The organism is Acidobacteriota bacterium (assembly GCA_029861955.1).
In the GTDB taxonomy this organism is placed as follows: Bacteria; Acidobacteriota; Polarisedimenticolia; order Polarisedimenticolales; family Polarisedimenticolaceae; genus JAOTYK01.
In genome coordinates this window covers 41,906-64,753 of record JAOTYK010000006.1, presented here as the reverse complement: position 1 = coordinate 64,753, position 22,848 = coordinate 41,906, and the positions used below count along the sequence as shown (strand labels likewise).

The window sequence follows — 22,848 nt, the reverse complement described above, 5'->3', positions numbered from 1 at the left end:
TGAGTGATGTGAGGAGGATAGCAGACCTCCGTGACCCCTATTCTACGAGTGACGACGGGAGTCGCGGAGATGAGAGCAGATCGACGAACACGCTCCATCGAGAGGCGGCCTCTTCTCCGCCCTCCCGCTCAACAAACGCCCGGACCATGTCCTGACCTAGGTTGTAGTTGATCACGTAGCTGCGGTACTTATCGATAAAATCGATCCGCTGTTCGGCTCGCGCCCGCGGCATCATCGCGTAAGTCGTCATCCAATCGATGGCCTCCTGGCTGGAAATAGTCCCATCCAGATAGTCTCGAGCCGCTTCGTTGCCTGCGTGGGCCAGCAACTCCTTGGCCTCTTCGACGGCGTAGTACGTCTCGACTCGTGTGGCATCTAGACCAGCCTTCGGGAACAGGACCTCACGCTCGTATTCGATCCGCTGGTCCCCCGGAAACGCCATCGTGATGCCGAAGTTGGCCGTCCCCTCCGCGATCAACGACTGCGGGCTGAAGAGCGGGTAGATTGAGAATTCGATCCATCCATTTTCCTTCAGCAACGTCTTCTCGAGTAACACGTTGTAGACGTGATGACCCGGATAGCCCTCGTGGCAGGCGAGATCGATGGCGCGATCGATATAGATCGGGAGGTCGGTATTGACTTGAATCAGGCTTCGAAACTCACCCTGATACCAGTTGTACCCACTCCACGCCTTGTCTGTCACATACTCGATCGTGAAACTCTCATCGGGCGGCAGATCTACATGGACCGCGGTTCGTTCGCGACATGCGTCGATCGCAACGCGAAAGACCTCGTCCAGTCGGTCCGACGGGATGATGAAGTCGTTCTTGAACGCCTCGTAACGATCGATCAATTCCCCATCACCCGGAAGCAACGGGGCCAGCCGATCGAGAATCGCCTGGTAGTACTCGGCACTACGTCGCGGTGCCACGGCGTCGTAGAGAGCCTTCGACTCTTCATCGAAGGTCAGCACCTCGCCGCGCAAGCGACGAGCGTGGGCCTCGAGGGCGCGCAACTGACCACTGAGATACCGCCGACGCAGATCGTCTGGACCGGCGAGGTCGGCCTGAAGTTTGCCGGCCTCGTCAACGATATCGTCGAGTGTGCGACCCTGCTCATCGGCTCTCCACGCCTCGGGCCCGTGGTAGGCGTCGACGTAATCCCCGTCATGCTCGCCAAGGGCCAAAACCAACTTCACGTAGGATTCTGCGATGGTTTCCATATTCACTCGGTCCCCGCCACAGGATGTCACGCCCAGCAGGGCAACGCCTATCAGGACGGAGGAGAAGATCGACAGCGGGTGCGACGTGGAACGGTTCACTTGTTCGGCTGCGGCGTCGTCCGGAGGTACGGACGCTGCTCCTCGTGACCCTTCGGGAAGAGTCGCTCGATATCTTCCTTGTCCGTGATCGAGGGAAGGATGATGCAGTCGTCGCCATCGTTCCAATTCGCCGGTGTGGCGACCTTGTAACCATCCGTCAACTGAAGGGAATCGATCGCACGCAGGATCTCACCGAAGTGGCGCCCCGTGGGAGGCGGATAGGTGATCGACGCCCGAAGCTTCTTGTTGTTGTCGATGATGAAGACGGATCGGACGGTGAGCGCCGGATCAGAGTTGGGATGGATCATCTGGTAGGCGGTGGCGACGGTCTTGTCCTCGTCCGCAAGGATCGGAAAGTTCATAGTGACGCCCTGAGTTGCCTCGATGTCGCCAATCCAACGACGATGAGCATCCACACTGTCGACACTGACCGCCACGACCTTGACGCCGCGTTGATCAAATTCGCCCTTCATGCGGGCAACCTGACCGAGTTCGGTTGTACAGACCGGCGTGAAATCCTTGGGGTGAGAGAAGAGAACCGCCCACTGGTCGCCGATCCACTCATGGAACCGGATCGAGCCCTCTGTCGAGTCCTGTGTGAAATCAGGCACGATGTCGCCTAGCAATAGTCCCATGACGATCTCTCCTTAGTGCTTACTGGCTGTCAGGTCTTGAAGCCCGTCCGAGCGGCGAGTGTAGCGCGGGCAAGGGCGTTTGGCGACAACAGGACCCGCCCCCGAGTCTCTACAACTCGAAAACGCTGCAAAAGTATATTTCTTTGCAAACGGCCGCGGAAATGAAGGATTGTCGATGGTTCGGGTCCGATTCGTCCGTACTTCTTACCCAAACCCCGGGGGGACCGGTCCGTGCTTCATCACATCATCCTGGCCGTACGTTGCGTTCTGTTTTTCTTCATCGGGATCTCTCTCTGGGTCACGGGAACGCTATTCCATGGATTCCTGTGGTGGACGCTGGGTCTTGCGGAATTACCGCGCTACCTTCCGTTTGCGAACCTGATGTTCCTACCGGTCGCGTTCTGGTTTAGTTGGCAAATCGTTCTCGGAACGAAACTGCTGACCTGCCCGAGCTGTAGAACGGACCAGGAACTCGCGAGTACCGGCCCGCCCATCGACGATCGACGCGCGGCGGCGTAGCCAGAAGAAAAGGCCGGACCCCGAAGGGCCCGGCCTCTGTCATTCCATCGCGCTTACGAACCGTCTACTCGTCGATCGGCTCCATCGTCAACGGGTCTCTCAGGGGAAGCGCGGTCGCCTCTCCGCCGAAGAACTGCGCCATCGATGCCCGCCCGTCGGCGTCTCCCGGCTTGATCGCTTCCCAGTCACCGATGATCAACATGACCAACTTCTCGGGATCGAGATGGGCGCGCGCCGCTTCGCGGATCTGCTCCCGCGTCACCGCCCGCGCGCGGTCGCGGTACTTCGTCCAGTAGTCTGCCGGACGGCCGGAATACTCGCCCGAAGCGAAGATGCTCGCGACGGTGGACGGGGAATCGAAGTTCCCCGGGAACGCATCGACCAGTGAGCTCTTGGAGATCGCGAGTTCCTCATCGGTGACCTCTTCGTCTCTCATGCGCCGCATCTCCTCGAGGGCGATCTGGGCGGCGAATGCGACCGTCTCGCTCTTCGACTGATAGCCCATACGGAAGACGCCTCGCCAGTGCTGGGACATCCCGAACGATGACCCGGCACTGTACGCCAGCCCTTCGTCCGACCGAATTCGCTTCACCAGACGTGACGTAAATCCACCACCTCCGAGGATGTCGTTCATTAGCGTCAACGGAAACTCGCGGGCGTCGTCCCAGCCGTCGCGTTGCACACCAAGGTGTCCGATCGTCACGCGACCCTGAGGGATATCTTTCTGGACGTAGTAGAGGCCGGGTTTCGGAGTGTGTGTCGGAGCCGGCGGCGGCCAGGGCACATCCATTGCCTCGACGTCCCATTTAGCGATCTGAGCGTTCAGCTTCTCGATGATCGCCTTTGGCTCCACGTCCCCCGAGACCGCCCAGATCATGTTCTGCGGTCGAAAATACTTCTTGTGGAATGCGACCAGATCTTCACGGCTTAAACCGTCAAGATCCGCCTTCGTTAGAACCTTCGCCGTGAAATGGTCGTTTCCTCGGATCAGCCAGCTCCACTCTCGATTGGAGATTCCCGCTGGGTTGTCGTTTCGTTGCTTCAGACCCTCGAGTCGTGAATCGAGGCTTACCTTGAGTCGTTCTTCCTCGAAGCGAGGCGTCTTGAGCATGTCGAAGAACAGGTCGAGGCTCTCATCCAGAGCGCCGGTGATCGAATTCATCGAAGCGCCGCCACGAGTTCCCCCGACAAAGCTGCTCATGTTTGTCGCAAGGAACTCGATGCGTTCGTCGAACGACTCGGCATCCAATTCCCCGGCACCGCCCTGACGCATGATCCGTCCGGTCGTCCCGGCGACACCCATCTTCTCTTCCAGGTAGCTCCCGGTTCGAATCGTGACCGAGATATTGACCAGAGGTAGAGATCGATCCGGTGCGATATAGATCGAGGACCCGTTGGCCAGCTTGTGCTGGTAGTCCGCAACATCCGGAACCTCGAATTTCAACGGGCCAAACTTCAGTTTGTCGGGATGATCGACAATCTTCTTGTTGTCCTTGGCCGGGAGGCCGGACACGGCGAAGACAATGGCAAGACAGGCTCCTACGACAAACGACAAACGCTTAAGACTGGTGTGCCCGATCATTGCTCACTCCCCTCTTCGGAGCGAAGCTCCTCGATGCGAGCCCGGATATAGGACTCCATGATCTCAAACGCCCGGGCCATCGGTGGAGGTGCCTGGGTCTTTTGTTGCTCAATCTGTCCCAGTATCGTCGTGAGCTGCTCGGGATCACCCATGCTTTTCAGTTGCTTTAGCTGCTGGCGAAGCGGACCCTGCAACTCCGGTTCGAGCTCTGCGAGCTCCGGGAACTCCTCGTCACCCCCGCTACCCGCCTTGCGGTAGTACTGAGCCACGGCCCGATTGTCCTCTGCGAAATACTTCTCGGCGACCCGTTTGACGTCTTCGGCCGTCACGGCCAGCGTCAAGTCCGACCAGACGTTCATGTACTCCCAATCTCCGAGACCGTCATAGAACATCAACTGCAATGCCAGAAAGAACGGATTCTCCAGGTTGCGATACGCATCGGCTGCGATCCCGTTCTTGACCTTCTGCAGTTCTTCCGCAGGAATGGGTTCTTCAACAATCTTGCGAAGTTGAGCGTACCAACCATCCTCGAGTTGCTGCGGGGTCGCATCCCCCTTGGTCTGGGCGCCAAACGAGAAGGCTCCACCGTACTTTCGCGAGTCCTGACCGGCGAATGCCGATGCCGCGATCTCGCTATCCAACACCATCGACTTGTAGAGCCGACCGGTGCGACCGTTCAGAAGGCCCGCCAGCACGTCGAGCGCGTAGGAGTCCGCGTGCATGAAGGGTACCGTGTGATAGCGCACCTCGACCTGGGGTTGGCAGTCGCATTCGGCCTGCATCCGCTTCTCGGCCTTCTGCTCCATCTCGAGCGTCACGACATCCGGTGCCTTGGCGCCGCGATTCGGGAGTCGCCCGAAGTACTTGTTGGCGAGCTTCTTGACCTCATTGACGTCAAAGTTGCCAACGAGAGCTGCCGTAAGGTTGTTGGCCGCGTAGTACGTCGAGAAATACTCATCGGCCTCTTGCTTGCTGATGACACGGAGATCCGAGGGCCAGCCGACGACCGGCCAGTTGTATGGATGAGATTGCCAGAACATGGACTCGAACTGCTCATCGAACTCGCCCGTCGGAGTCGACTCGGTTCGAAGTCGTCGCTCTTCATACACCACGTCCCGTTCGCTATAGAACTCACGCATTACAGGCGAACTCAACCGATCCGACTCCATCCAGAACCACAGTTCCAGCTTGTTGGCAGGAACGGTGATGAAATAGAGAGTCAGATCATTGGTTGTACCGGCGTTCATCCCGGTCGCGCCGGCCTTCGTATAGATCTTGTCGAACTCGTCCTTGATCATGATCGAGCGTTGTTCCTCGACGAGGGCCTGGAACTGCTCTTCGAGCTTGATCTGTTCTTCCGTTCGGTTCTCCGGCGCAAACGGATCTTCGATCTCGCCGCGCCGCCAGCGCTCGCGCTGATCTCGATAGATCAAGCGAATCTGCTCCTGAAGGCGCTCCTGTTCTTCGATGATCTCGAGATCCCGTTCGATGTCGGTCGTGCCGATCGTCGTGGTTCCCTTGAACAACATATGTTCGAACAGATGGCTGATTCCGGTAATCCCCGGTCGCTCGTTGGCGGAACCCACATGTGCAACCCACCCGGCTGCGACGGTTGTCTTGTCCGTTCTCGGCACGAGCAGGAATTTCATTCCGTTGTCGAGCTCGAGAATCTCGACGGGCACCTTGGCCTCGCCCGCGGCGTGACCGATGCCGATCGCCGAGACGATCGCCATGCAGGCGATGACGATGGTCGGTAACCATCGTGATGCTCGGTTGGTCATCGTACTTTCCCCCTGAGGCATCGCCGGTGAATCCGAGTGGACCCTACGATGTCTCGGTTTCGTAAATCTATTCGTGTGGGACGGGTGCAGGATAACAAGGCAGGCGACTGCGCGCCGCAGATTCACCGCAGCAGGCGCTCCAGGAGCTTCTTTTTCAGCTGTTTGCGCTTGGATTTGCGCAGTTGCGAGGCATCGACTGAGACGTCTGGAGCCACAACCGAGCCCTGAATCAGCACGGGCAGTGAGATTCGGCCCTCCGAGTCTTGCAAGGCCTCCAACTCACCGTACTCCTCCAACCAGCGGGCGCTTCGTTCCGGAGAGAATTTAGCCACGATGGCCAGATCCAGGTGATCCTGGAGGGGATCGAATGTTCCACGACCCTCCGAGATCAGATCACCTGCGGCCAGCAACAGGTGAGAGATTTCCCATGGCATCGAACCGAAAGCGATCGTCGCGGCGAGTTGATCGATCAGGGGTGGCTCGCCCGTTTCATCTGCTGTCTCCTCGCTGTCGTCCGACGGTGTGTCATCCCGATCACCAAGAAGATCCTGCAGCGCTCCCAGCGATGCCAGTTTGGCTTCGACTCCCTCGCGCACTGCGTTCTCCAGATCCCAACCCGGGAGGTCGACCTCCGTCGAGAGGATCGAGAGACCGCCACGGAGAGCCGACGCATCGAGTTCCCCCGAGAGATCGAGGCCGAGATCGAGGTCCAGCGCGGTGACCCCCAGGATTTCACTGTCAGGATCTGCCATGAAGCCGCCGATCAATTTTCCCAGGACCGCCGCCTCGACTTCGCCGTCGAAGCTGAGCAAGCCCGGCGGCGCGATCGCATCGAGATCGGCCTGCCCTAGCAGCTTGCCGCCGGCGACGGTGGCATCGATGACGCGAGTCGTCAGTTGGCCGGTCTCGTCAAGTTCGAATTCGGCACGGACATCGTGAAGCGCCGGAAGCGGGTTCCCGGGCGTCACCTCGGCCGCGTGCAGTTGCCCCGCACCGGTTAGCACGACGCTGCCGTCGCCCTTCGTTCGCAGGGCGAAGGTGGCCGTCATCGAGCCGGGTGGCGACACCGGTACCGGAAGCGGCATGACGGCGTCACTCCATAGAATCAGGGACTCCAGAGATGTCTCCTCGAGGCTCAGATGCAGATCCATGACCGGTTGCACGCGACCGCTGCCGACGATGCGGACACCGGACCCCTCGATCTCAACGCGATCGAGCATGAGCTGCCCATCTTCGGTCACGAGGGTGAAGTCGGCACGGACGTCTTCGAGGGGTTCGATACCGTCCAGCATCAACAGCGGTCGGACTTCGATCTCTCCTGCGACGGAAGACGGCCAATCGATGTCGATCATGCCGTCGATCCGTGTCTCGCCGACAAAGAGCCCGGAACCAAGCCACGGTTCGAGCAATCGCGCGTCGATCTTCTCGAGGGTGATGGAGAACGGACCTTGTGGATCGCCCTCCACCCGCACGCGGCCACCGTCATCGGGTAGACCCGCGGACCCTTCGAAGCGGTCCTGTTCGACATGCCACGCGACCACGACATCTTCCAGCGTCACCAGGCTGGGGGTGGTTGCGTTCCGATCGTCGAGGGTTACATGACCACGAATGAGTCGGACCACCGAGATCGTCGGTCCTTTGGCCGTCTCGTTCTCACTCACGACCGCTGACGAACCCGTAGCATCGGGAGTCCCGTCCGTGTCGTCAGTCTGTTGTGGTTGCGACGAGGAGGTCGACGATGGCTTGCCCGGCATCGGCCACTCTTCGGTTCCTGCCCCCTTGACGAGCGTCACGTTTGGCTTGTGGAGCGTGACACTGCGTATTGCGAGATCTCCACGCAGGAGTCGGAAGAGCGCGACACGAATGGAGATCCGTTCAACGTCGACGGCGGATTCGCCGCGGGGATCGTGAAGACGCGCCGGAGCCACCGACAGCGAACCCTTCCAGATCGAAAAATCGATCTCACCGATCTCGCACGACCAGCCGGTGGCATCCGTCAAGCCGCGCTCGATCCGGCCACGAAAGGATTCCGGATCGACCAGCATTGATGCCGTAAATCCAATGATCAGGATCAATACAAGAAAGGCCCCGGCCAAGAGGATCCATCGTCGCCGTCGTGCCGTGGGTTTGCCGCGATCTTTCATGGGGATTTCTCGGTAAGCAGATCGATCGCGATCAGGCGATCTCTGCCGCGCAGGAACAAGAGACCATGGGACAGGACCGGAGCGTTCCAGACCGGTCGCCGCAATAGCGACTGTCCGTCCTCCGCGAACCGCCAGGTGTTCAGCTTCTCGTAACTCTCCGCCTGAGCCTTCACGAGATGGACCTCACCACCCTCCTCCGCAACAACCAGGAGATCATCGACGAGTAAGGCGGTGGATCTCTCGAGCAACGGAGACTTCCAGATCAGTCTTCCGGTCTTCCACTCGATAGCACGAAGGTGGACGTCCGCCGTCCCATAACCATGGATACCAAAGAGACGACCGTCCCGATGGATAGGGGTCGACCAGTGACTCAGCAGACTCTTGTCACGCCTGGCGTCCTTCCAGACGACCTCGTAGCCCCCGGGTCGCACTCGCAGGAGCGCCGAACCCGGCCCGTACGCCTCGCTGATCAGCACCTCGTTGCCGACGACGACGGGATTGGCAGCATTGACACTCAATACCCGGGAGGCACGCCACGGGAATTCGAAATCGATCGCCCCGGTCGTGGGATCGAACGCGATCAGTCCCCCGCGGGCAAGGACAAACGCCCAGCGGCGGCCATCGATGGTCGTGAGCACCGGGCTCGCGTAACTTGCCAGCTCGTTACTAATCGCGTAGCGGGTCTCTCCGGTCTTGCGGTCGAACGCAACGACACCACTTCCGTTCCCACGAGTCTCACCACTGTCGAAGGGTGGGCTATCGGGAGGACTCCCGCCGACAGGAACGATCAGTAGGTCGTTCTCGATCACCGGCGTGCTTCCTACGCCGAAGCAGTTCTGGACGACACCGAACTTTGCGGTCGTGTCGATCTCCCACAGCAGCCGGCCGTCATCAGTCGAATGGCTTCGCAGCCGTCCTTCGACGCCGAACGTGTAGACCCGGCCGTCCGCGATGACCGGTGAGCTGCGCGGCCCGTTACTGAACTGATACGTATCGACATAGTCCGTCGGGTAGCGGCTCTCCCAGATCGTCCTGCCACTTGACGCGTCGATGGCCCGCAGCCGGGCCTCGGCATCCACGCGGTCAAAGAAATAGACCGTGCGGTCTGCGATCGAGGGGGCGGCGTACCCCTCGCCTGCCTCGACGTGCCAGCGTACCGGCGGCGTCTCTTTCAGGTAGCGCTTCGGCAACGGCCCTTCTTCGGAGACGGGACGACCGTTCCGACCAAGGAACCCGGGCCAGTTCTCACCCTTGGCCAGGGGTAATCGGGGATGCCTGACCTCGAGTTCCACGTCATCGTCCGAATGAACCACCGGTGCCCCGCACCCGATCGTCGATGAAGGCGTGAAGTCGATCGACGCCAGAAGCCAATTCTCCGCATCGTGCCTGGCGTCGAGGGTTCGACGTCCGCTCTTCAAGGCCGCCCGACAGAATGTCCGTTGGCCCTCATCGGTCTGCAACACTCCCGCAACGACCGAGACTCCGTCGTCGGTACGAAGCAGTGTCCCCGTCTTGGCGACGATTGTTGCCGCCGGCAAGGACTCCAGCCCGGGGAAGTTCTCGAGCGTGCCGGGATCGCAGCCGTTGGCGGGAAGGAGGTCGGCCAGTTCCGAATCGTGTTGCGCTACGAAGGACGCGTATGCATCCAGCAGAGAAACGATGGAATCGCAGCTGAGCCGATTAGTCTCCAGACCGGAGAGCGAACCGACCTCGACACGATCCTCGGACAGATTCAATTTGCTCGTCAGAAACCGCCCGAGCTCGGCCGGCTGCCCCAGCGTGTCGGACAGACGATCGATGTCGTTGTTGGAGTAGCTCGTAAAACGCTTCAGGAGGATCGGTAACGGGTTGGACCGATGCACGATCGATGCGGACAACCCATCGATCGGCGGTTCGGCAGAGAGCCCGACCACATCGCCAGCGAATCGAATAGAGGGAAACGACTCGAGCGAACGTCCGCTCCTACCCGCAAACTCTTCGAGGCCACGACGTGTGGAACGATCCCAGCGGTCCGGGTCGAGAGCATCCCTGAGTCTCCGGCCCATCGTCTCGCCGCGTAGAACGGAATTCGTCTCGTACGGGATCCCGCCCTCCCAGCCCATGTAGAACTTCGGCGTCACCCTCAGGTCGCCGGTCACCCGCCGGACGCCGAGCCGTGCCAGCGCCTCGGCAACAAGCCAGCCATTCTCGCCGTGAAAGTCCGGATCGCCACCGCCAAGGACCACGAGGTCGCCGATGAGAGTGGATCGCTCGCGATCGATCTCTCCGGCCAGAAAGAACCGCGTCTCGAATCGATGATCGAAGCCCAGCGTCTCGAGGGCCCACCAACTGGTGGCGATCTTCAGCACGGACGCCGGATTCAGTAGACGGTCGGAGTGCCGGGAGTCGAGAGTCTGACCCTTCGTGTCCTGAAGCAGCCAGACATCGTGCGAAGACGGCGCGGCCGCCACTCCCACGAGCGACGAGAAAACCAAGAGGGAACAAAGGACAATGGGCCGCACGACCGCCTCCGGAGTCCGCCGACTAACGCTTGAGTACGACGATCGCTCCGATCGTAACCGCGACAGCGAGAATCGCAAGTGTGATCTTGACCCAGCTGACGGGTCGCGCACCCTGAACCTCCCCGGTTGCCGCGTTAATCACGATCTGAAACGGCTTGTTCCTGTAGCGCAAGACCATCATCCAGACCGGTAGAAGCAAGTGCGTGAAGGTCATGGCCTCGTATCGAGTGTCGATCGAGTGGACCTGCTGAACGTCGCCGCCGATTCGACCGCGCACGTCACTGCGGAGGGCGGCATCAATCTGTGCCTTCGCGTCGACAAAACCCTCGTCGAGAGGGATGTCATAGGTTCGCGCCTGAAACCCGGAGAGAAACTCCGGTCGATAGGGACGACAGGATTGCAGAGGCCACGGCTCGAGTTTCTTCAACCAGCCGTCGGGTAAACCGCGGGCCGCGACCGCAAGGACGTCGTCGAAGAAACGACTGAAGGTTCCGCTTGCCGGCGACCAACGTGTATGGCGAACGCGGCGACGGTTCTTTCCGCTGCCGACGGATACGTAGTAGTGATCGCCACGCATTCCCTCGTACTGATTCATCGTCATCGAATCGTAGGTCCAGTACGGCGTGTAGACCCCGTTGAACTGCCCCTGGTCGCTGCGCTTCTTGAAATCGTTGGGTGCGAACCAACGGCTGCGCACCCATTTCCGGAAAGCCTCACGGGCGGCGTCGCGGGTCACCTTGAAGGGCAACACCCCGTCGGTCGGAACCCGACTCTCGGCCTCGTGGACGTTGTCGATCTGGTGCGGCGCACCGCAGTAGGCACACTCCGAACTTGTCAGGGTGCCCTGAAAACGGATTCTCGCTCCGCAATCGTCGCAAGCGACCTCCTTGAACGCGGTGACTTCCTCTTCGTCGTTACGAAGTTCGGCCAATCGCGACAGGGTCTCGTGATAATCCTGCTCCTCCGGCGAAAGTTCCCCGTCAACGGACAACTCACGAATCGACCCGCAGAAATCGCAACGTAGATGCTGGGTCGCGATATCGAAAACGGCGTCGGCGCCGCAGGCCAGGCACGGGAACTGACGACCTTTCTCAAGGCTTGCACTCAATCGAACAAACCGATCAACACGTCCATCACGTCGAACGTGGTGGACGCGCTCTTGGGATCCGTCTCGCGCTTCCGCGCCTCGATCTTGTCGAGTTGTCGCTTGAAGTTCTCTTGTCGTTCGGCAAGCCGCTGTTCCTCGGCAACGACGTTTTCCTGGTGCTCCGGCCCGCCGGCGCGAAGCCAGGACAGGACTCGACGGAGTTCGCCACCATCGAGCCAGACACCATGCTCCTTGCACGTATCAACGACAACGCCGGATCGACGACCGTAGTTCACACGGTTCATCAGGTTCTTGCAGACGGGACACGGGACGTAACGAATTTCCTGCATGTCATCCAGCGGTGTCTCTTCTTCAGCGATGCGCTGCAGTCGCTCGCGATCGGCCAGAGGCGAGGAACCGGAGTCGTCCCGCAGGATACGATCCAGCTCACCGGGATCGAAGAACAGGCCTAGGCAGTTGCCGCACCGCTCGATCGGGAACGGTGCCGACCGACCGATGTCGATGGTCGGCATCTCTTCCGAACAACGCGGGCACGGGCGCGTACTCTGCTCGTCGTCTCTTGGCGTCCGGCGGGCGCTGCGTAGATCCAACTCGTTGGCGGTCGTGCAGAATCGGCAGATGATCGACTTGGCGTCGAGCGGTGCTCCGCAACTCGTGCAGTTCATCGGTTAATCCGTCACGCCGGTGGCGGCGGTGGCGGGGGCGACAACTGGGATGACAGACCTGGCACTCGGCCTGCCGGCATCCAGTTCGCCATTCCCGCGCTCCACACCAGAGTCTCAACGGTGACGATTCCCGCGGCGATCCGCTCCTGCATCTGCTGGATAGAGAATGGGCCTATCGATTGACCCTTCTCGACAATGTGGAACATCGCGGTCGGAACGTTCGGGGGTGCGCCGCCGCCCCCCTGAGCGTTTGCCGCGCCCATGCCCTGCATCATCTGACTCGCCATGGCGAAACCCATCCCAAGTCCCATTCCCTCGGCAGCACCGCCGCCCGACGGGTTCTCCGCGGCCGCCGTCATGGCGCGCCCCATCTGGAACTGCTGGAACCGACCCATGTCGCCGATGACGCCCATGCTCGATCGCGTATCCAATGCCTTCTCGACCTCCTCGGGGAGCGAGATGTTGACGATGAACAGCTGCGGAATATCCAGGCCGTACTCATCGTCGACACGCGCAACGACTGCAGCACGCAGCGTTTCCGACATCTCCTGATACCTCGACGCCAGATCCAGAGCCGCTATGTCGGACTTCCCGATGATTTCCGCAAACGACGTATTGATGAACGAGCGAAGAAGCTCGTGGATCTCATCCGCCTCGAACGAACCGTCGGTACCGACGAGTTCCTTGAGTAGCGCACGGGGCTCGATGGCCTTCAGAGCAAACGTACCGAAGGCTCGCAGACGGATCGGACCGAAATCGGGATCCCGCAGCATGATCGGGTTGGGGGTTCCCCACTTGAGCTCGGTGACCTGCCTTGTGGTGACGAAGTAGACCTCCGACTTGAATGGGCTATCGAACCCGAACTTCCAACTCTGCAGCGTGCTGAGGATCGGAAGGTTGTCTGCCGTCAGCGTGTAACTGCCGGGCTCGAAGACATCGGCCAATTCGCCACGATGAACAAAGACAGCCATCTGGCCGGGCCGAACGATCAGCGCGGCACCGTTCTTGATTTGATTGTGGTAGCGAGGGAAACGCCAGACGAGTGTGTCACGGGTGTGATCAACCCATTCGACGATATCGACAAGTTCGCCGCGAAGTTTGTCCAACAGACCCATCGTGATTTCTCCTTGAATTCCGAATTGCCGGTGCGATCGGTAGATTTCTCGTTACGCAAGCCTAAGGTTGACAGGCAGAGTCCGTCAACCCGTCGAGCGCCGGAACCGCCGCATCGCGGGGGAATACACGGCAGACGTCGCGTTATTCGGTCAGGAGCTCCGACCGACGACCTACGAGCAGCACCTGAAGATCCGAGACGTTGGTTCCCGTGGCTCCACTCACGATCAGATCGTCCAGCGACGCGAACACGGCATGGGAATCGTTTTTGTCGAGACTTGCCCCGCAATCGATGCCTCGTTCCCGAGCCCGGGAGACCGTCGAGCCGGTGGCGAAGGCTCCGGCCGCCTCGGTGGGACCGTCGACTCCGTCGGTGTCCATGGAGGCCACCAGGGTCTCCTCCAGGCCATCGATTCCGATGGCGGCTGCAAGCGCCAGTTCCTGATTGCTCCCGCCGTGCCCGTCACCACGAAGGGTCACCTGACTTTCCCCGCAGCAGACCATGCAGCGGGCGCCGTCGGGAGGACCGACGCTCGTCGCGACCAGGCGTGCGGTAGCGGCAATGAAGCGCCCCGCCTCGCGGGCCTCGCCGGCGAGGTTCGGAGAGAGGATCTCGGTCTCGTAGCCAAGCCGAATCGCTTCCGTTGCGGCGGCGCGGGCTGCGGTCCAGCCGTTGCCGATTACGCGAGTGCGCACCCTGGCAACCACTGAAGGGGCGAGACCCGTGGGCTTCTCCGCCTTGCGTTCCCGAAGGAAACGCAGGATTCGGGTCGGCGTCCGACCCTCGAGTCGATAGAGCCTCAGAATGTCGAGCGCTTGACGGGGGTGGGTCCGGTCGGAGGCCAGGGGGCCCGACCCGATGACATCTTCCGCGTCGTCGATGACGTCCGAGAGGATCAGACCCAGGGCCGTGGCGCCGCCGAGGGCGGCTGCCAGGCCGCCGCCCTTCAGACGGCAGAGCTGCTTCCGCACGCAATTCAGCTCGTGGATCGTCGCTCCGGAGTGGTGCAAGGCGTGGATGGTCTCCCGCACCTCGTCATGACCGACACCGTCGCGTGGCATCTCCATCATCGACGAGGCCCCTCCGGACAACAGCAAGACGAACCGATCCGAGGGACCGCTCGCCTGCGCAAGGCGATAGATCTCCTCGCCGGCAGCCACCGACTCCGGGCCCGGAAGCGGATGGCTTGTGACGTGATGACTCAGATTGCCCAACGGCTGCGTCGGCAAGCCGGAGAGCGTGCAGACGATCGCCGCGTCGACATGGCGATCGATGGCCGAGACGAACCCCTCGTACATCGATGCGGCGCCCTTGCCCACAGCGACGACATGGAGTCGCCCGTCTCCACCGGGGAGCACGCCAGTGCCGTCCTCTTGCAACGCCCGCCGTACCAGGGCGGCCGGCTCAACAGCGGAGACCGCCTCGCGCAGTATCTGCTCGGCATCTCGGCATAGGGCTTCTTCAACGATCTGATTCATGACGCCGCCGGATGGTACACCGGCAGGCCCGGTCGTAGCTCACCGGGCGAAACCTCGAACCCTATGACAGAATGTGGTCGAAATCGGAGCATCGAATGGCAAGCAGTACCGTCGAGGACTACCTCAAGCGAATCTACCTTGAGGAACAGAATCAGCCCGGGGAGCTTATCTCCACCGGTCGGATCGCGTCGGCTCTTCTTGTTGCGCCGGGAACCGTGACGGCCATGATGAAGGCTCTCGCGGAGTCGGGACTCGTCGAGTATGAACCGTACATGGGGGTTCGTCTGACCCCTGCGGGTACGAAGCTGGCGACCCATGTGCTTCGTCGTCACCGCCTGATCGAGCTGTTCCTCGTGGAGTTCATGGGTATCGACTGGAGTGAGGTCCACGGCGAGGCGGAGGTCCTGGAACACGCATTCTCCGACCGGTTGATCGAGCGGATGGATGAGATGCTGGGCTTCCCGTCTGTCGATCCCCACGGGGACCCGATCCCTAACGCCGGCGGACAGATCGAGACGGTCGACTACTCGGATCTTCTGGATTGCCCGCTGGGTGAATCGCTGCGGGTGGCGCGGGTCGTCGATCAACGTGCCGAGTTCCTGCGGTTGCTCGAATCCCACGCCCTCGTGCCGGGTGCGACCGCCACGGTCGAGAGTCGGGATCCGGTCGCCGAGACTGTCAGAGTCGTGACGTCGAATTCCGATGGCCTCCAACTCGGCTTCCAGGCGGCGTCGAAGGTTCTCGTCGTTCCCGCGGGATAGCCCTGAACAATCAAGGGCTGAACGAAAAAGGGGTGCCCGGTCAGGGGCACCCCGCGAATCGTCATTGGGCGTGAGTCACTAGTATCAGTTGCCGCCTCGCTCACGAGCCTCGTTCACCGTGAGAGTTCGGCCCCCCATCTGATGACCGTTCAACTCCTCGATGGCAGCGTTGGCGTCATCCTCGTTGCCCATTTCAACGAACCCGAAGCCGCGCGGGCGACCGCTCTCACGATCGGTCACCAGATAGATCTCCGAGACACTGCGGCCGTTTTGCTCGAAGAGCGCGCGAATCTCGTTGTCATCGGCGCTGAAAGGAAGGTTGCCAACATACAATCTCGTTCCCATTCCACGGACTCCTATCGCCCTGTTTGCGGCGATCGATACACGGGACCGGCCACCCGAGCCAATCGACAAAGATCCTGGGGACGACCAACCATTGGTCGCAGCACACCAAACTCTCGGGCAATAAACACTGGCCGACTCCTGAAGCTACGCTAACGAACCGTTATGGGGAAGTCAATTGGCTTCCCGATCCCGGCCGTCTCAGTTTGAATACATGTCGATGACGCGGGTGATCGCATCACTACAGACCGGGCAGAACCCGACCTCATCGCGGGTAAACATGATGCAGTCGGCGGTAGGTCGATAGAGGCCCCTGGCCTCGTACATCGCTCCCTCGAAGGCACCGACTTTCCTCGAGAATTCGTGCTCTTCCAGCATCGAGGTGAACAGCTCGCGTTCGTCATCAAACAGCCCCTCCAGTACGTCCTCCGCCGCGCCCTGGGATCGAAGCATCCGGCGACGCTCCTGACTGGCGTGTGAAGCCTCCTCGTAGCGTTCCTTGGGCCACGGCGTCGGCAATGGCGTCGCCGCATCGACACGTTCGCCCCACTTGAGAGCGGCGGGATCCAGGAGCGCCGTCACGTTGGCTTCCCACGGCTCGACACTTGCGGGCACGAACTCGTCGTAGGCCACATCGGATGTGTAGTACTCGTCCGCCAGCCCGGCGAAGTGGTGACCGAATTCGTGAATTACGAGGTAATCGAAATACGACGATCCGCTGGCCGCCGTCGAATAGAGACGGAAGATGCCGCCACCTCCATACTTTCGTTCAGGGGCCAGAATCAGGACGAAGTCGTAGGGAACCGCCGCCGCGACATCTCGCCATCGTCGATCATCCAGCGTCAACATGTAACGCTCCGAATCGAAGGAGTTGTAACGAGCTCCCAGCGGTGTATCTCTAAAGACCCCCGCTCGAGGTCGTGAGATCCCACGTTGCGTCGCCGGGGTGAAGACGGAACGCACGTTGAAGTCCGACTTGCGCGAGCGAAAGGGCTCGACCGAGAACAACGCATCGGTAGCCTGCTGTACATCGCTCTTGAAACGCTCCGCGTCGTCGTCGGTGTAGCCGTCGCCGAGGATTACGAGATCCACGTGGTTCGCCGGCGCACCGTTGTCGAGAACCACGCGAACCCCCGCCGCATCTTCCGGCTGTCGTTCCGGGCGATCCACGAATCGGGATGTCGGGTCGACGTCGAGGGACCAGACTTCCTGAAAACTCATCGTCGCGTCTCGCTTACGAATTCGGAGTTGGAACGGTGCGCGCGGTTCCGGAATGCGAACGGCCTCCTCAAACGCACGCCACTGACCGCTCCGCGCCTCGCCGGTGGTTTCCCACTCACCGTAGATACTGGCGAAGCCCCGGCTGTACAGGAGACGTTGACTGCCGTGATCGACGACCTCGATCCGGTACTTGCCCAGGTTGGTGGAGTCCAGCAGTTGGGTCCGGCTCCCGGGCCACTCCCCCTCCACTCGGATACGGCGCAACGCAAACTGCTCGTCCGTGGCCGTCCCGGTGTGGACGTAATCGATTCGCAGGGTTCGCCAGACGAAATCGTCCGGACCGTCGGCCACGGCCACCGTACTCACGAGTCCTACCAAGACCCAAAAAGCCCATTTTTTTAGCACTTTCTACTCCTCCGGCGATTTCGCCGAACCGTAACGGGTTTCGGGGGCACGCCGATTGCCGGTTGCCGGGCCGGAACCTATGTTTTGCCCTGTGTGGAGGTCGCGGAGCCCAAGGCCCGTCGCCACCATCTCGCATGGGGCCAGTGCAAAATGACGAAGCAGACCATCCTTTTAATCGAGAACGACCCGTCTGCGATCGAGGGAACCCTCGAGGCATTTTCGGACTCCGGTCTCAACGTCCAGATTGCCATGGACGGCGAATCCGGGCTCGACGCCTTTCGGGAACTCCATCCAGATCTAGTCATCGTCGAGACCATGGTACCCAAACGGAGCGGGTTCGACGTCTGTCGGGCGATCAAGGCCGAAACCTCGGGGGCAGGAACTCCGGTCATCGTCACTGCGGCGACCTATCGCGGCGACCAGTTTCGGACGAAGGCGCTGACCGAATTCGGTGCCGATGAGTATTTCGAGAAGCCCGTCGACCCCGCCGCCCTCGTCGAAACCTGTCGGCGTCTGATTCCCGACCCGGGCAGCACGACCGCGTCACAGGTGACAAAGGCCGCGCCGAAGAAGAAGACCCACAAGTCGTTGGCGCTGGATCATCTCTCCGAAGACGAGATCATGAATCAGCTCGACAACATGATCGATTCAATCGTCGGCGACGAGACTGACGCCGAGGCCGAACCCGAGGCCGAGGACACACCGCAGGCGACGCAGGAGTCGCACGAGCTACCGGCCACCCCCGCCGTGACTCCCCCGCCAGCGCCGGCGGTGAGCAAAGACGCGGAGCGCGAAATCGACTCGGCTCTGCACGCACTGATCCCCACCGACGCCGCGCGTTCCGTCGCACCGCCCGTCCCCGAGACCAGCCCCACCGCGTTCGAGGACGCCGTCAAGGATCTCGAGCTGGAAGCCGTCCGAGATCGATCCGAGTCAACACCATCCCCGACTCCCCCCTCGCCCCCCAACCGGATCGGGCTGTGGGTCGGGATCGTCGTCGTGTTGGCAATGATCGCCGGCGGCGGCTACGTCTTCCTCTCGCCGAACTCGACACCGGAACCGCCGTCAAGGGAACCGTTCCAGGCGGAACCGGTACCGCTGCTCGCCGCGAAGGCCGAACCCCTTTCGGAGGACAAGGTCGCCGAACCGATCGTAGAGAAGCCGGTCCAGCAGGATCCGGCACCCGTCGACCCGGCACCCGTGGACGTTGCACCCGTCGACGTTGCACCCGTGAAGGTCACGCCGGCTCCTCGTAAGACGCCGGTCCGGAAATTCGTGCGGAAGACACCGGTCGCGGTCGAGACTCCCAAATATCTCGCGGAACCGATTGCGAATCCCAGCGTTTCGAACGCCCAGCTACAGGACCTGACCGCGGAAGCTCTGGACGCAGAACTCGAGGCGATCGAACTCACGCCCGAGGCCCCAAGAACGATTCGGGGTGCGCTCGTTGAGATGGGATTGGTCGATGTCAAGCCCACGCTCGTCCATCGTGTTTCCCCGACCTATCCCCCGCTTGCGCGACGGATGCGCCAGGAAGGCGTGGTCACGTTGACAGTGCTGGTGAAGGAAGACGGAACCGTCGGCGACATCCTGAATCCCGCGGGCACCAAGGGGTCGATGCTGGACAAGGCCGCCATCGATGCCGTGCGGGGTTGGAAATACGAACCGGCCACCAAGAACGGGGTCGAAGTTCAGACCTGGCTCCAGGTTCGCATCAAGTTTGCTCTGTAGCGGGAGTTACTTCCCCGGAGATCGGTCGGTCAAGCCACTGCCGCACCGCCGCGGGCTCTTGGTGGGTTCCGAGCAGGTACATCAGCTTCACAACGGCCGCGTCGAGGGTCATGTCTGCGATCCCGACCGCCCCGGCCTCTGCAGCCGCACGACCTCCCGAATAACGACCCAGGTCCACACGGCCGTGCGCGGCCTGGGAGCCGATCGCGACCACCACACCTGCGGACGTCAACTCGCGGATAAGATCCTGTAGGTCGCTCTTCGCCAGGGCGATGTTCCCGGTTCCGAAGCCGACGAGCAGGACGCCGCGGGTCTCTGCGTCGATTACGGATCGAGCGGCCTTGATCGACTGACCGGGCACAAGACGTAGTACGACGACTCGCGGGTCGAACGACCCCTCAACACGAAACTCCCCCGTCACGGGCCAGGTCGGCTGAATTTGGCGGACCTCCGCGCCCACCTCGACGAGCGGGAGTGCGTTCGGCGACGAGAACGCGCCGAACGCGAACGAGCTTGTCTTCGTCGCTCGATTGCCTCGAAGAAGGAGTCCGCCGAAATAGATCCCGACCTCGGGGATGGCCCGGGTCGCCAGATCGACGGCGCCGATGAGGTTGGCCCGCCCATCGGTCTTTATGTCCGCGAGGGGGCGCTGTGACCCGGTCAGGACCACCGGGAACGGCAGCCCCCGTAGGACGAAGGACAGCGCGGCCGCCGTGTAAGCCATCGCATCCGTCCCGTGCGTGATGACCACCCCGCGGCAACGGTCGGCGCAGCGGTGGATCGTACGCGCCAGCTCCATCCAGTGTGTGGGGGTCAGATCGCAGGAGTCGATGTTGTAGACGACCTGAGCCTCGATCTCCGCAATCCGCGATAGCTCCGGCACGTGCTCGAGGACGGTCGTACCGAATTCGTCTGGCGCGAGCGCACGGTCGGGTTCGCGGGGCCGCATACCTAGCGTCCCGCCGGTATGAACGATTCTGATCGTCGGTTTCATGCGGCCAGTGTAGCCGTTCCGGGCTAGTCCCAGTGGAAGGCGACGTTAACCAGGCCCCGTCGCGCCAGCAAGTCGCCACCGAAGGACTGCCAGTGCTCCTCGTCCAGGAGGTTGGCGACGTTGGCACCCACCGAGATCGTATCGTTGATCTTGAAGTTCCAGTTGAAATCGACGGTCGTGTAGCTCTCGACAGAGCCCTGGAACGGCCCGACCACCCAGAAGAAGTCGTCCACCCAGCGAGCGCTTAGATCGGCGGAATGTCTGGAGTCCACATAGCCGACTCCCAGGACAAACTTGTGCTCTGGAGAATTTGGCGACAGTTGATCGGGACTAGCTCCGGCGGTCTTGATATCGAAGTCGAAGTACGAATACGCGGCATTCAACGACCAATTGCCGTTGAAATAGTGATTCAGACCGATATCGAGTCCCTGGGTGTCGACCTCGCCAAAGTTCGTGTAAGTGAGCGCTCCCAGGATCGGTGCTCCATCAAAGTTATTGGTCAGGAGACCAAGGCTTGGATTCATCATTGCGGCGGCTGCCAGCGTCCCGAGCAACGTGGCCTCCGCCGTCGGTGTCAGGCCGGCAGGCGCCTGATAGGGGCCGAAGTCGGGATTGACCCGGCCGCCGGGACCGATCTGCGAAACCAGGTCGGTAATGAAGTTTTCGTTGTTGCTGCTGTAGTAATCGACGGTGAAGTAGCTGTTCTCACCAAGGATGCCGCTGTAACCGAATTCGATTGTCTTGATCTCTTCCAACTCGAGATCGTCGTTGCCCAGAGCGTAGACCGGTGTCATCCCGTTACCGAAGCCGCAGTCGACCGGCGTGGTGGGCATTCCCATGCTGTCGGGGTTGGCCGTGCAGATCGGCTCGACTGCGGACAAATCGACAGGTAACGCCACCGACGCCTGCAGGAAGAACTCTGAGTAGTTGGCGACCTGGAAGGCCTCGTTATAGGTGAAGCGGAGTGTGTGATCCCGGGAGGGGCTGAAGACCAGAGCGGCCTTGGGCGAAACCTGGGAATCGTGCAACGTGCTGTCGTCCCACCGAGCCGCGAGAACCACCTTGACCTTCTCGTTGGCGCGAATGTCGACCTGAGCGTAAACCGCCTGGGCGTCTGCGCTCACCGGCGCAAACATCAGAGTCTGCCTGCCGGTTGCGGGATCCAGACTGTCGATGTCCTCATCCGTATGCGATGCACCCGCGACGACCCGGAAACGGTCGTCGCCGAATTCCCAGTTGGTTTGAACCTCGAATTGAATGCGTTCCGTGTCAAGCGCCACGTTTTGCGCGCTGGCGAGCGCTAACTGCTTATCGGCCTCTCGAGCCGTGTAGCTCGCCGTTATATTCAAGTGCTCGCGGTTGTAGTTGAACCGGGCCCACGGCCGCTTGACATCGATTAGCTGGATACGACCGATGCCCGATTGAAAAACGGGTCCCTGGACATCTGCCGTCCCGCCCTCGAACGTGAGGACACTCTCGTCGTTGAAGTACTTGTCGAATCGAACACCACCGAAACTGATCTCGTCGTCGTCCGACAACAACAGGGGCAGAGGCTCCTGTGGCAGACAGTTGGTCTGGCCGCTCATCGTGCATGGAACGGAATACTCGGCCGCGCCGTTACGCGAAACGGTGAAGTCTCCGCTGTTTCGGATTCCGCCGGCCACCTTGTAATACCAACCGGCCCCCGCTTCGTTCGCGAAACGAAAGTCGACGTTGGTCGTCGACAGTTCGCCACCGGAGATACGCACGGTTCCGCCCTGACTGTGGCGGGGCGACTTCGTCGACAGATTCAAAACGCCGCTCGAGGCGTTGGCGCCGTACAACGCAGCACTGGGCCCACGGACGAACTCCAGGCTCGCCAGATCGTCGAGCGGAAACGACACGGCAGCCCACTCTTGAGCACCCAGGAACGGTACCGAGGCGTTGCGACCGTCGATGAGGGTTGCGACTCGCCGATTCAGCGAACTGTTGAAGCCGCGAGTGTTGAAGTTGTAATCGTAGATCCCGCTCTGGGTAACCTCGGCGCCGGGAGTGAATTCCAGCAGCTTGGGCACCTGGCCATGGGACGCCTCGCGTTCGATCTCCTGCTCACTGATGACCGAGATCGAAGCCGGCGCCTCGACGATGCGTTCCTGCCGTCGGGATGCGGAGTAGACCGTCAGCGACTCGGCGTAGGAGATAGACCAGTCGACCGTCTGCCGGATCTGAGTCTCCTCGCCGGCTTTCACGACGACGTCCTCTGCGCCGGTGCTCTGATCGCCGAACGTAAACGTCACGGCGTAGGTGCCGGCCGGAACACCGGAGAAGCTGAAGTTCCCGTTGTTGTCGGTCAACGTTGCCGCGGAGGTCTGCGCGATCACCACCACCACGCCACCCACGCCGGACCCGTCTTCGCGAACCACTTGCCCGCCAATTCGTCCAGTGGACTGCGCGACGACAAGCGTCCCGAACAACACGATAAGAATCAGGAAGCCCAGTACACGACGGGTGGCCATGGCGATCTCCTCATCAGCTTCGTCACCTGAGTGGTGGACGACGCCGAAGTA

Annotated in this window: 17 protein-coding genes; 3 read left to right on the top strand and 14 right to left on the bottom strand. The window is 61.2% G+C overall.

The features are described from left to right. Positions 1-37 precede the first annotated feature (37 nt). On the bottom strand, positions 38-1,222 hold the full coding sequence (locus tag OES25_04105) for a hypothetical protein (GenBank protein ID MDH3626821.1): 1,185 nt from the start codon (positions 1,220-1,222) through the stop codon (positions 38-40). 95 nt (positions 1,223-1,317) lie between these two features. Then, the gene (locus OES25_04100; GenBank protein MDH3626820.1) at positions 1,318-1,956 is read right to left on the bottom strand and encodes a peroxiredoxin; all 639 of its coding nucleotides are present in this window, start codon (positions 1,954-1,956) and stop codon (positions 1,318-1,320) included. Between the two features lie 231 nt (positions 1,957-2,187). On the opposite strand from OES25_04100, the gene OES25_04095 reads away from it, so the two are divergent. Further along, a complete protein-coding gene (locus tag OES25_04095; GenBank protein MDH3626819.1) occupies positions 2,188-2,475 on the top strand; it encodes a hypothetical protein in 288 nt (95 codons plus the stop codon). 64 nt (positions 2,476-2,539) lie between these two features. Here the strand turns inward: OES25_04095 and OES25_04090 are convergent, their stop codons facing one another. The 8 genes from OES25_04090 to OES25_04055 all read right to left on the bottom strand — a co-directional run bounded on the left by OES25_04090 (position 2,540) and on the right by OES25_04055 (position 14,848). Beyond that, positions 2,540-4,057: an insulinase family protein gene (locus OES25_04090; GenBank protein ID MDH3626818.1), complete on the bottom strand. Its 1,518-nt coding sequence runs from the start codon at positions 4,055-4,057 to the stop codon at positions 2,540-2,542. Further along, a complete protein-coding gene (locus tag OES25_04085) occupies positions 4,054-5,838 on the bottom strand; it encodes an insulinase family protein (GenBank protein MDH3626817.1) in 1,785 nt (594 codons plus the stop codon). The genes OES25_04090 and OES25_04085 overlap by 4 nt, the downstream gene beginning before the upstream one ends. A gap of 122 nt (positions 5,839-5,960) precedes the next feature. Next, positions 5,961-7,982, bottom strand: a complete 2,022-nt coding sequence (locus OES25_04080; GenBank protein MDH3626816.1) for a hypothetical protein — start codon at positions 7,980-7,982, stop codon at positions 5,961-5,963. After that, the gene (locus OES25_04075) at positions 7,979-10,483 is read right to left on the bottom strand and encodes a D-alanyl-D-alanine carboxypeptidase (GenBank protein ID MDH3626815.1); all 2,505 of its coding nucleotides are present in this window, start codon (positions 10,481-10,483) and stop codon (positions 7,979-7,981) included. Before OES25_04075 ends, OES25_04080 begins: the two co-directional genes overlap by 4 nt. Positions 10,484-10,505: 22 nt before the next feature. Continuing rightward, positions 10,506-11,591: a hypothetical protein gene (locus OES25_04070; protein MDH3626814.1), complete on the bottom strand. Its 1,086-nt coding sequence runs from the start codon at positions 11,589-11,591 to the stop codon at positions 10,506-10,508. After that, positions 11,588-12,256, bottom strand: a complete 669-nt coding sequence (locus OES25_04065; GenBank protein ID MDH3626813.1) for a zf-TFIIB domain-containing protein — start codon at positions 12,254-12,256, stop codon at positions 11,588-11,590. Before OES25_04065 ends, OES25_04070 begins: the two co-directional genes overlap by 4 nt. An 11-nt stretch (positions 12,257-12,267) precedes the next feature. Continuing rightward, positions 12,268-13,371, bottom strand: coding sequence for an SPFH domain-containing protein (locus tag OES25_04060; protein MDH3626812.1), 1,104 nt, complete (start codon positions 13,369-13,371; stop codon positions 12,268-12,270). A 142-nt stretch (positions 13,372-13,513) separates the two neighbouring features. Continuing rightward, positions 13,514-14,848 carry a DUF4147 domain-containing protein gene (locus tag OES25_04055; protein ID MDH3626811.1) on the bottom strand — a complete coding sequence of 445 codons (1,335 nt, stop codon included), beginning with the start codon at positions 14,846-14,848 and terminating at the stop codon, positions 13,514-13,516. Between the two features lie 95 nt (positions 14,849-14,943). On the opposite strand from OES25_04055, the gene OES25_04050 reads away from it, so the two are divergent. After that, a complete protein-coding gene (locus tag OES25_04050; protein MDH3626810.1) occupies positions 14,944-15,609 on the top strand; it encodes a metal-dependent transcriptional regulator in 666 nt (221 codons plus the stop codon). A gap of 84 nt (positions 15,610-15,693) precedes the next feature. Here OES25_04050 and OES25_04045 read toward each other — a convergent pair whose 3' ends face one another. Together OES25_04045 and OES25_04040 are read right to left on the bottom strand one after the other, a co-directional pair. Continuing rightward, the gene (locus tag OES25_04045) at positions 15,694-15,954 is read right to left on the bottom strand and encodes an RNA-binding protein (protein ID MDH3626809.1); all 261 of its coding nucleotides are present in this window, start codon (positions 15,952-15,954) and stop codon (positions 15,694-15,696) included. A gap of 198 nt (positions 15,955-16,152) precedes the next feature. After that, positions 16,153-17,538, bottom strand: a complete 1,386-nt coding sequence (locus OES25_04040; protein MDH3626808.1) for an IgA Peptidase M64 — start codon at positions 17,536-17,538, stop codon at positions 16,153-16,155. Positions 17,539-17,727: 189 nt separating this feature from the next. On the opposite strand from OES25_04040, the gene OES25_04035 reads away from it, so the two are divergent. Continuing rightward, entirely contained in the window at positions 17,728-19,308 is a 1,581-nt protein-coding gene (locus OES25_04035; GenBank protein ID MDH3626807.1) for a TonB family protein, read from the top strand. On the opposite strand, the gene OES25_04030 is transcribed toward OES25_04035, so the two are convergent. Together OES25_04030 and OES25_04025 are read right to left on the bottom strand one after the other, a co-directional pair. Further along, positions 19,292-20,302 (bottom strand): asparaginase, encoded by a 1,011-nt coding sequence (locus OES25_04030; protein MDH3626806.1) that lies wholly within the window; start codon positions 20,300-20,302, stop codon positions 19,292-19,294. The two genes, OES25_04035 and OES25_04030, sit on opposite strands and share 17 nt — an antisense overlap. A 23-nt stretch (positions 20,303-20,325) precedes the next feature. Then, entirely contained in the window at positions 20,326-22,797 is a 2,472-nt protein-coding gene (locus OES25_04025) for a TonB-dependent receptor (protein MDH3626805.1), read from the bottom strand. Positions 22,798-22,848: the final 51 nt, after the last annotated feature.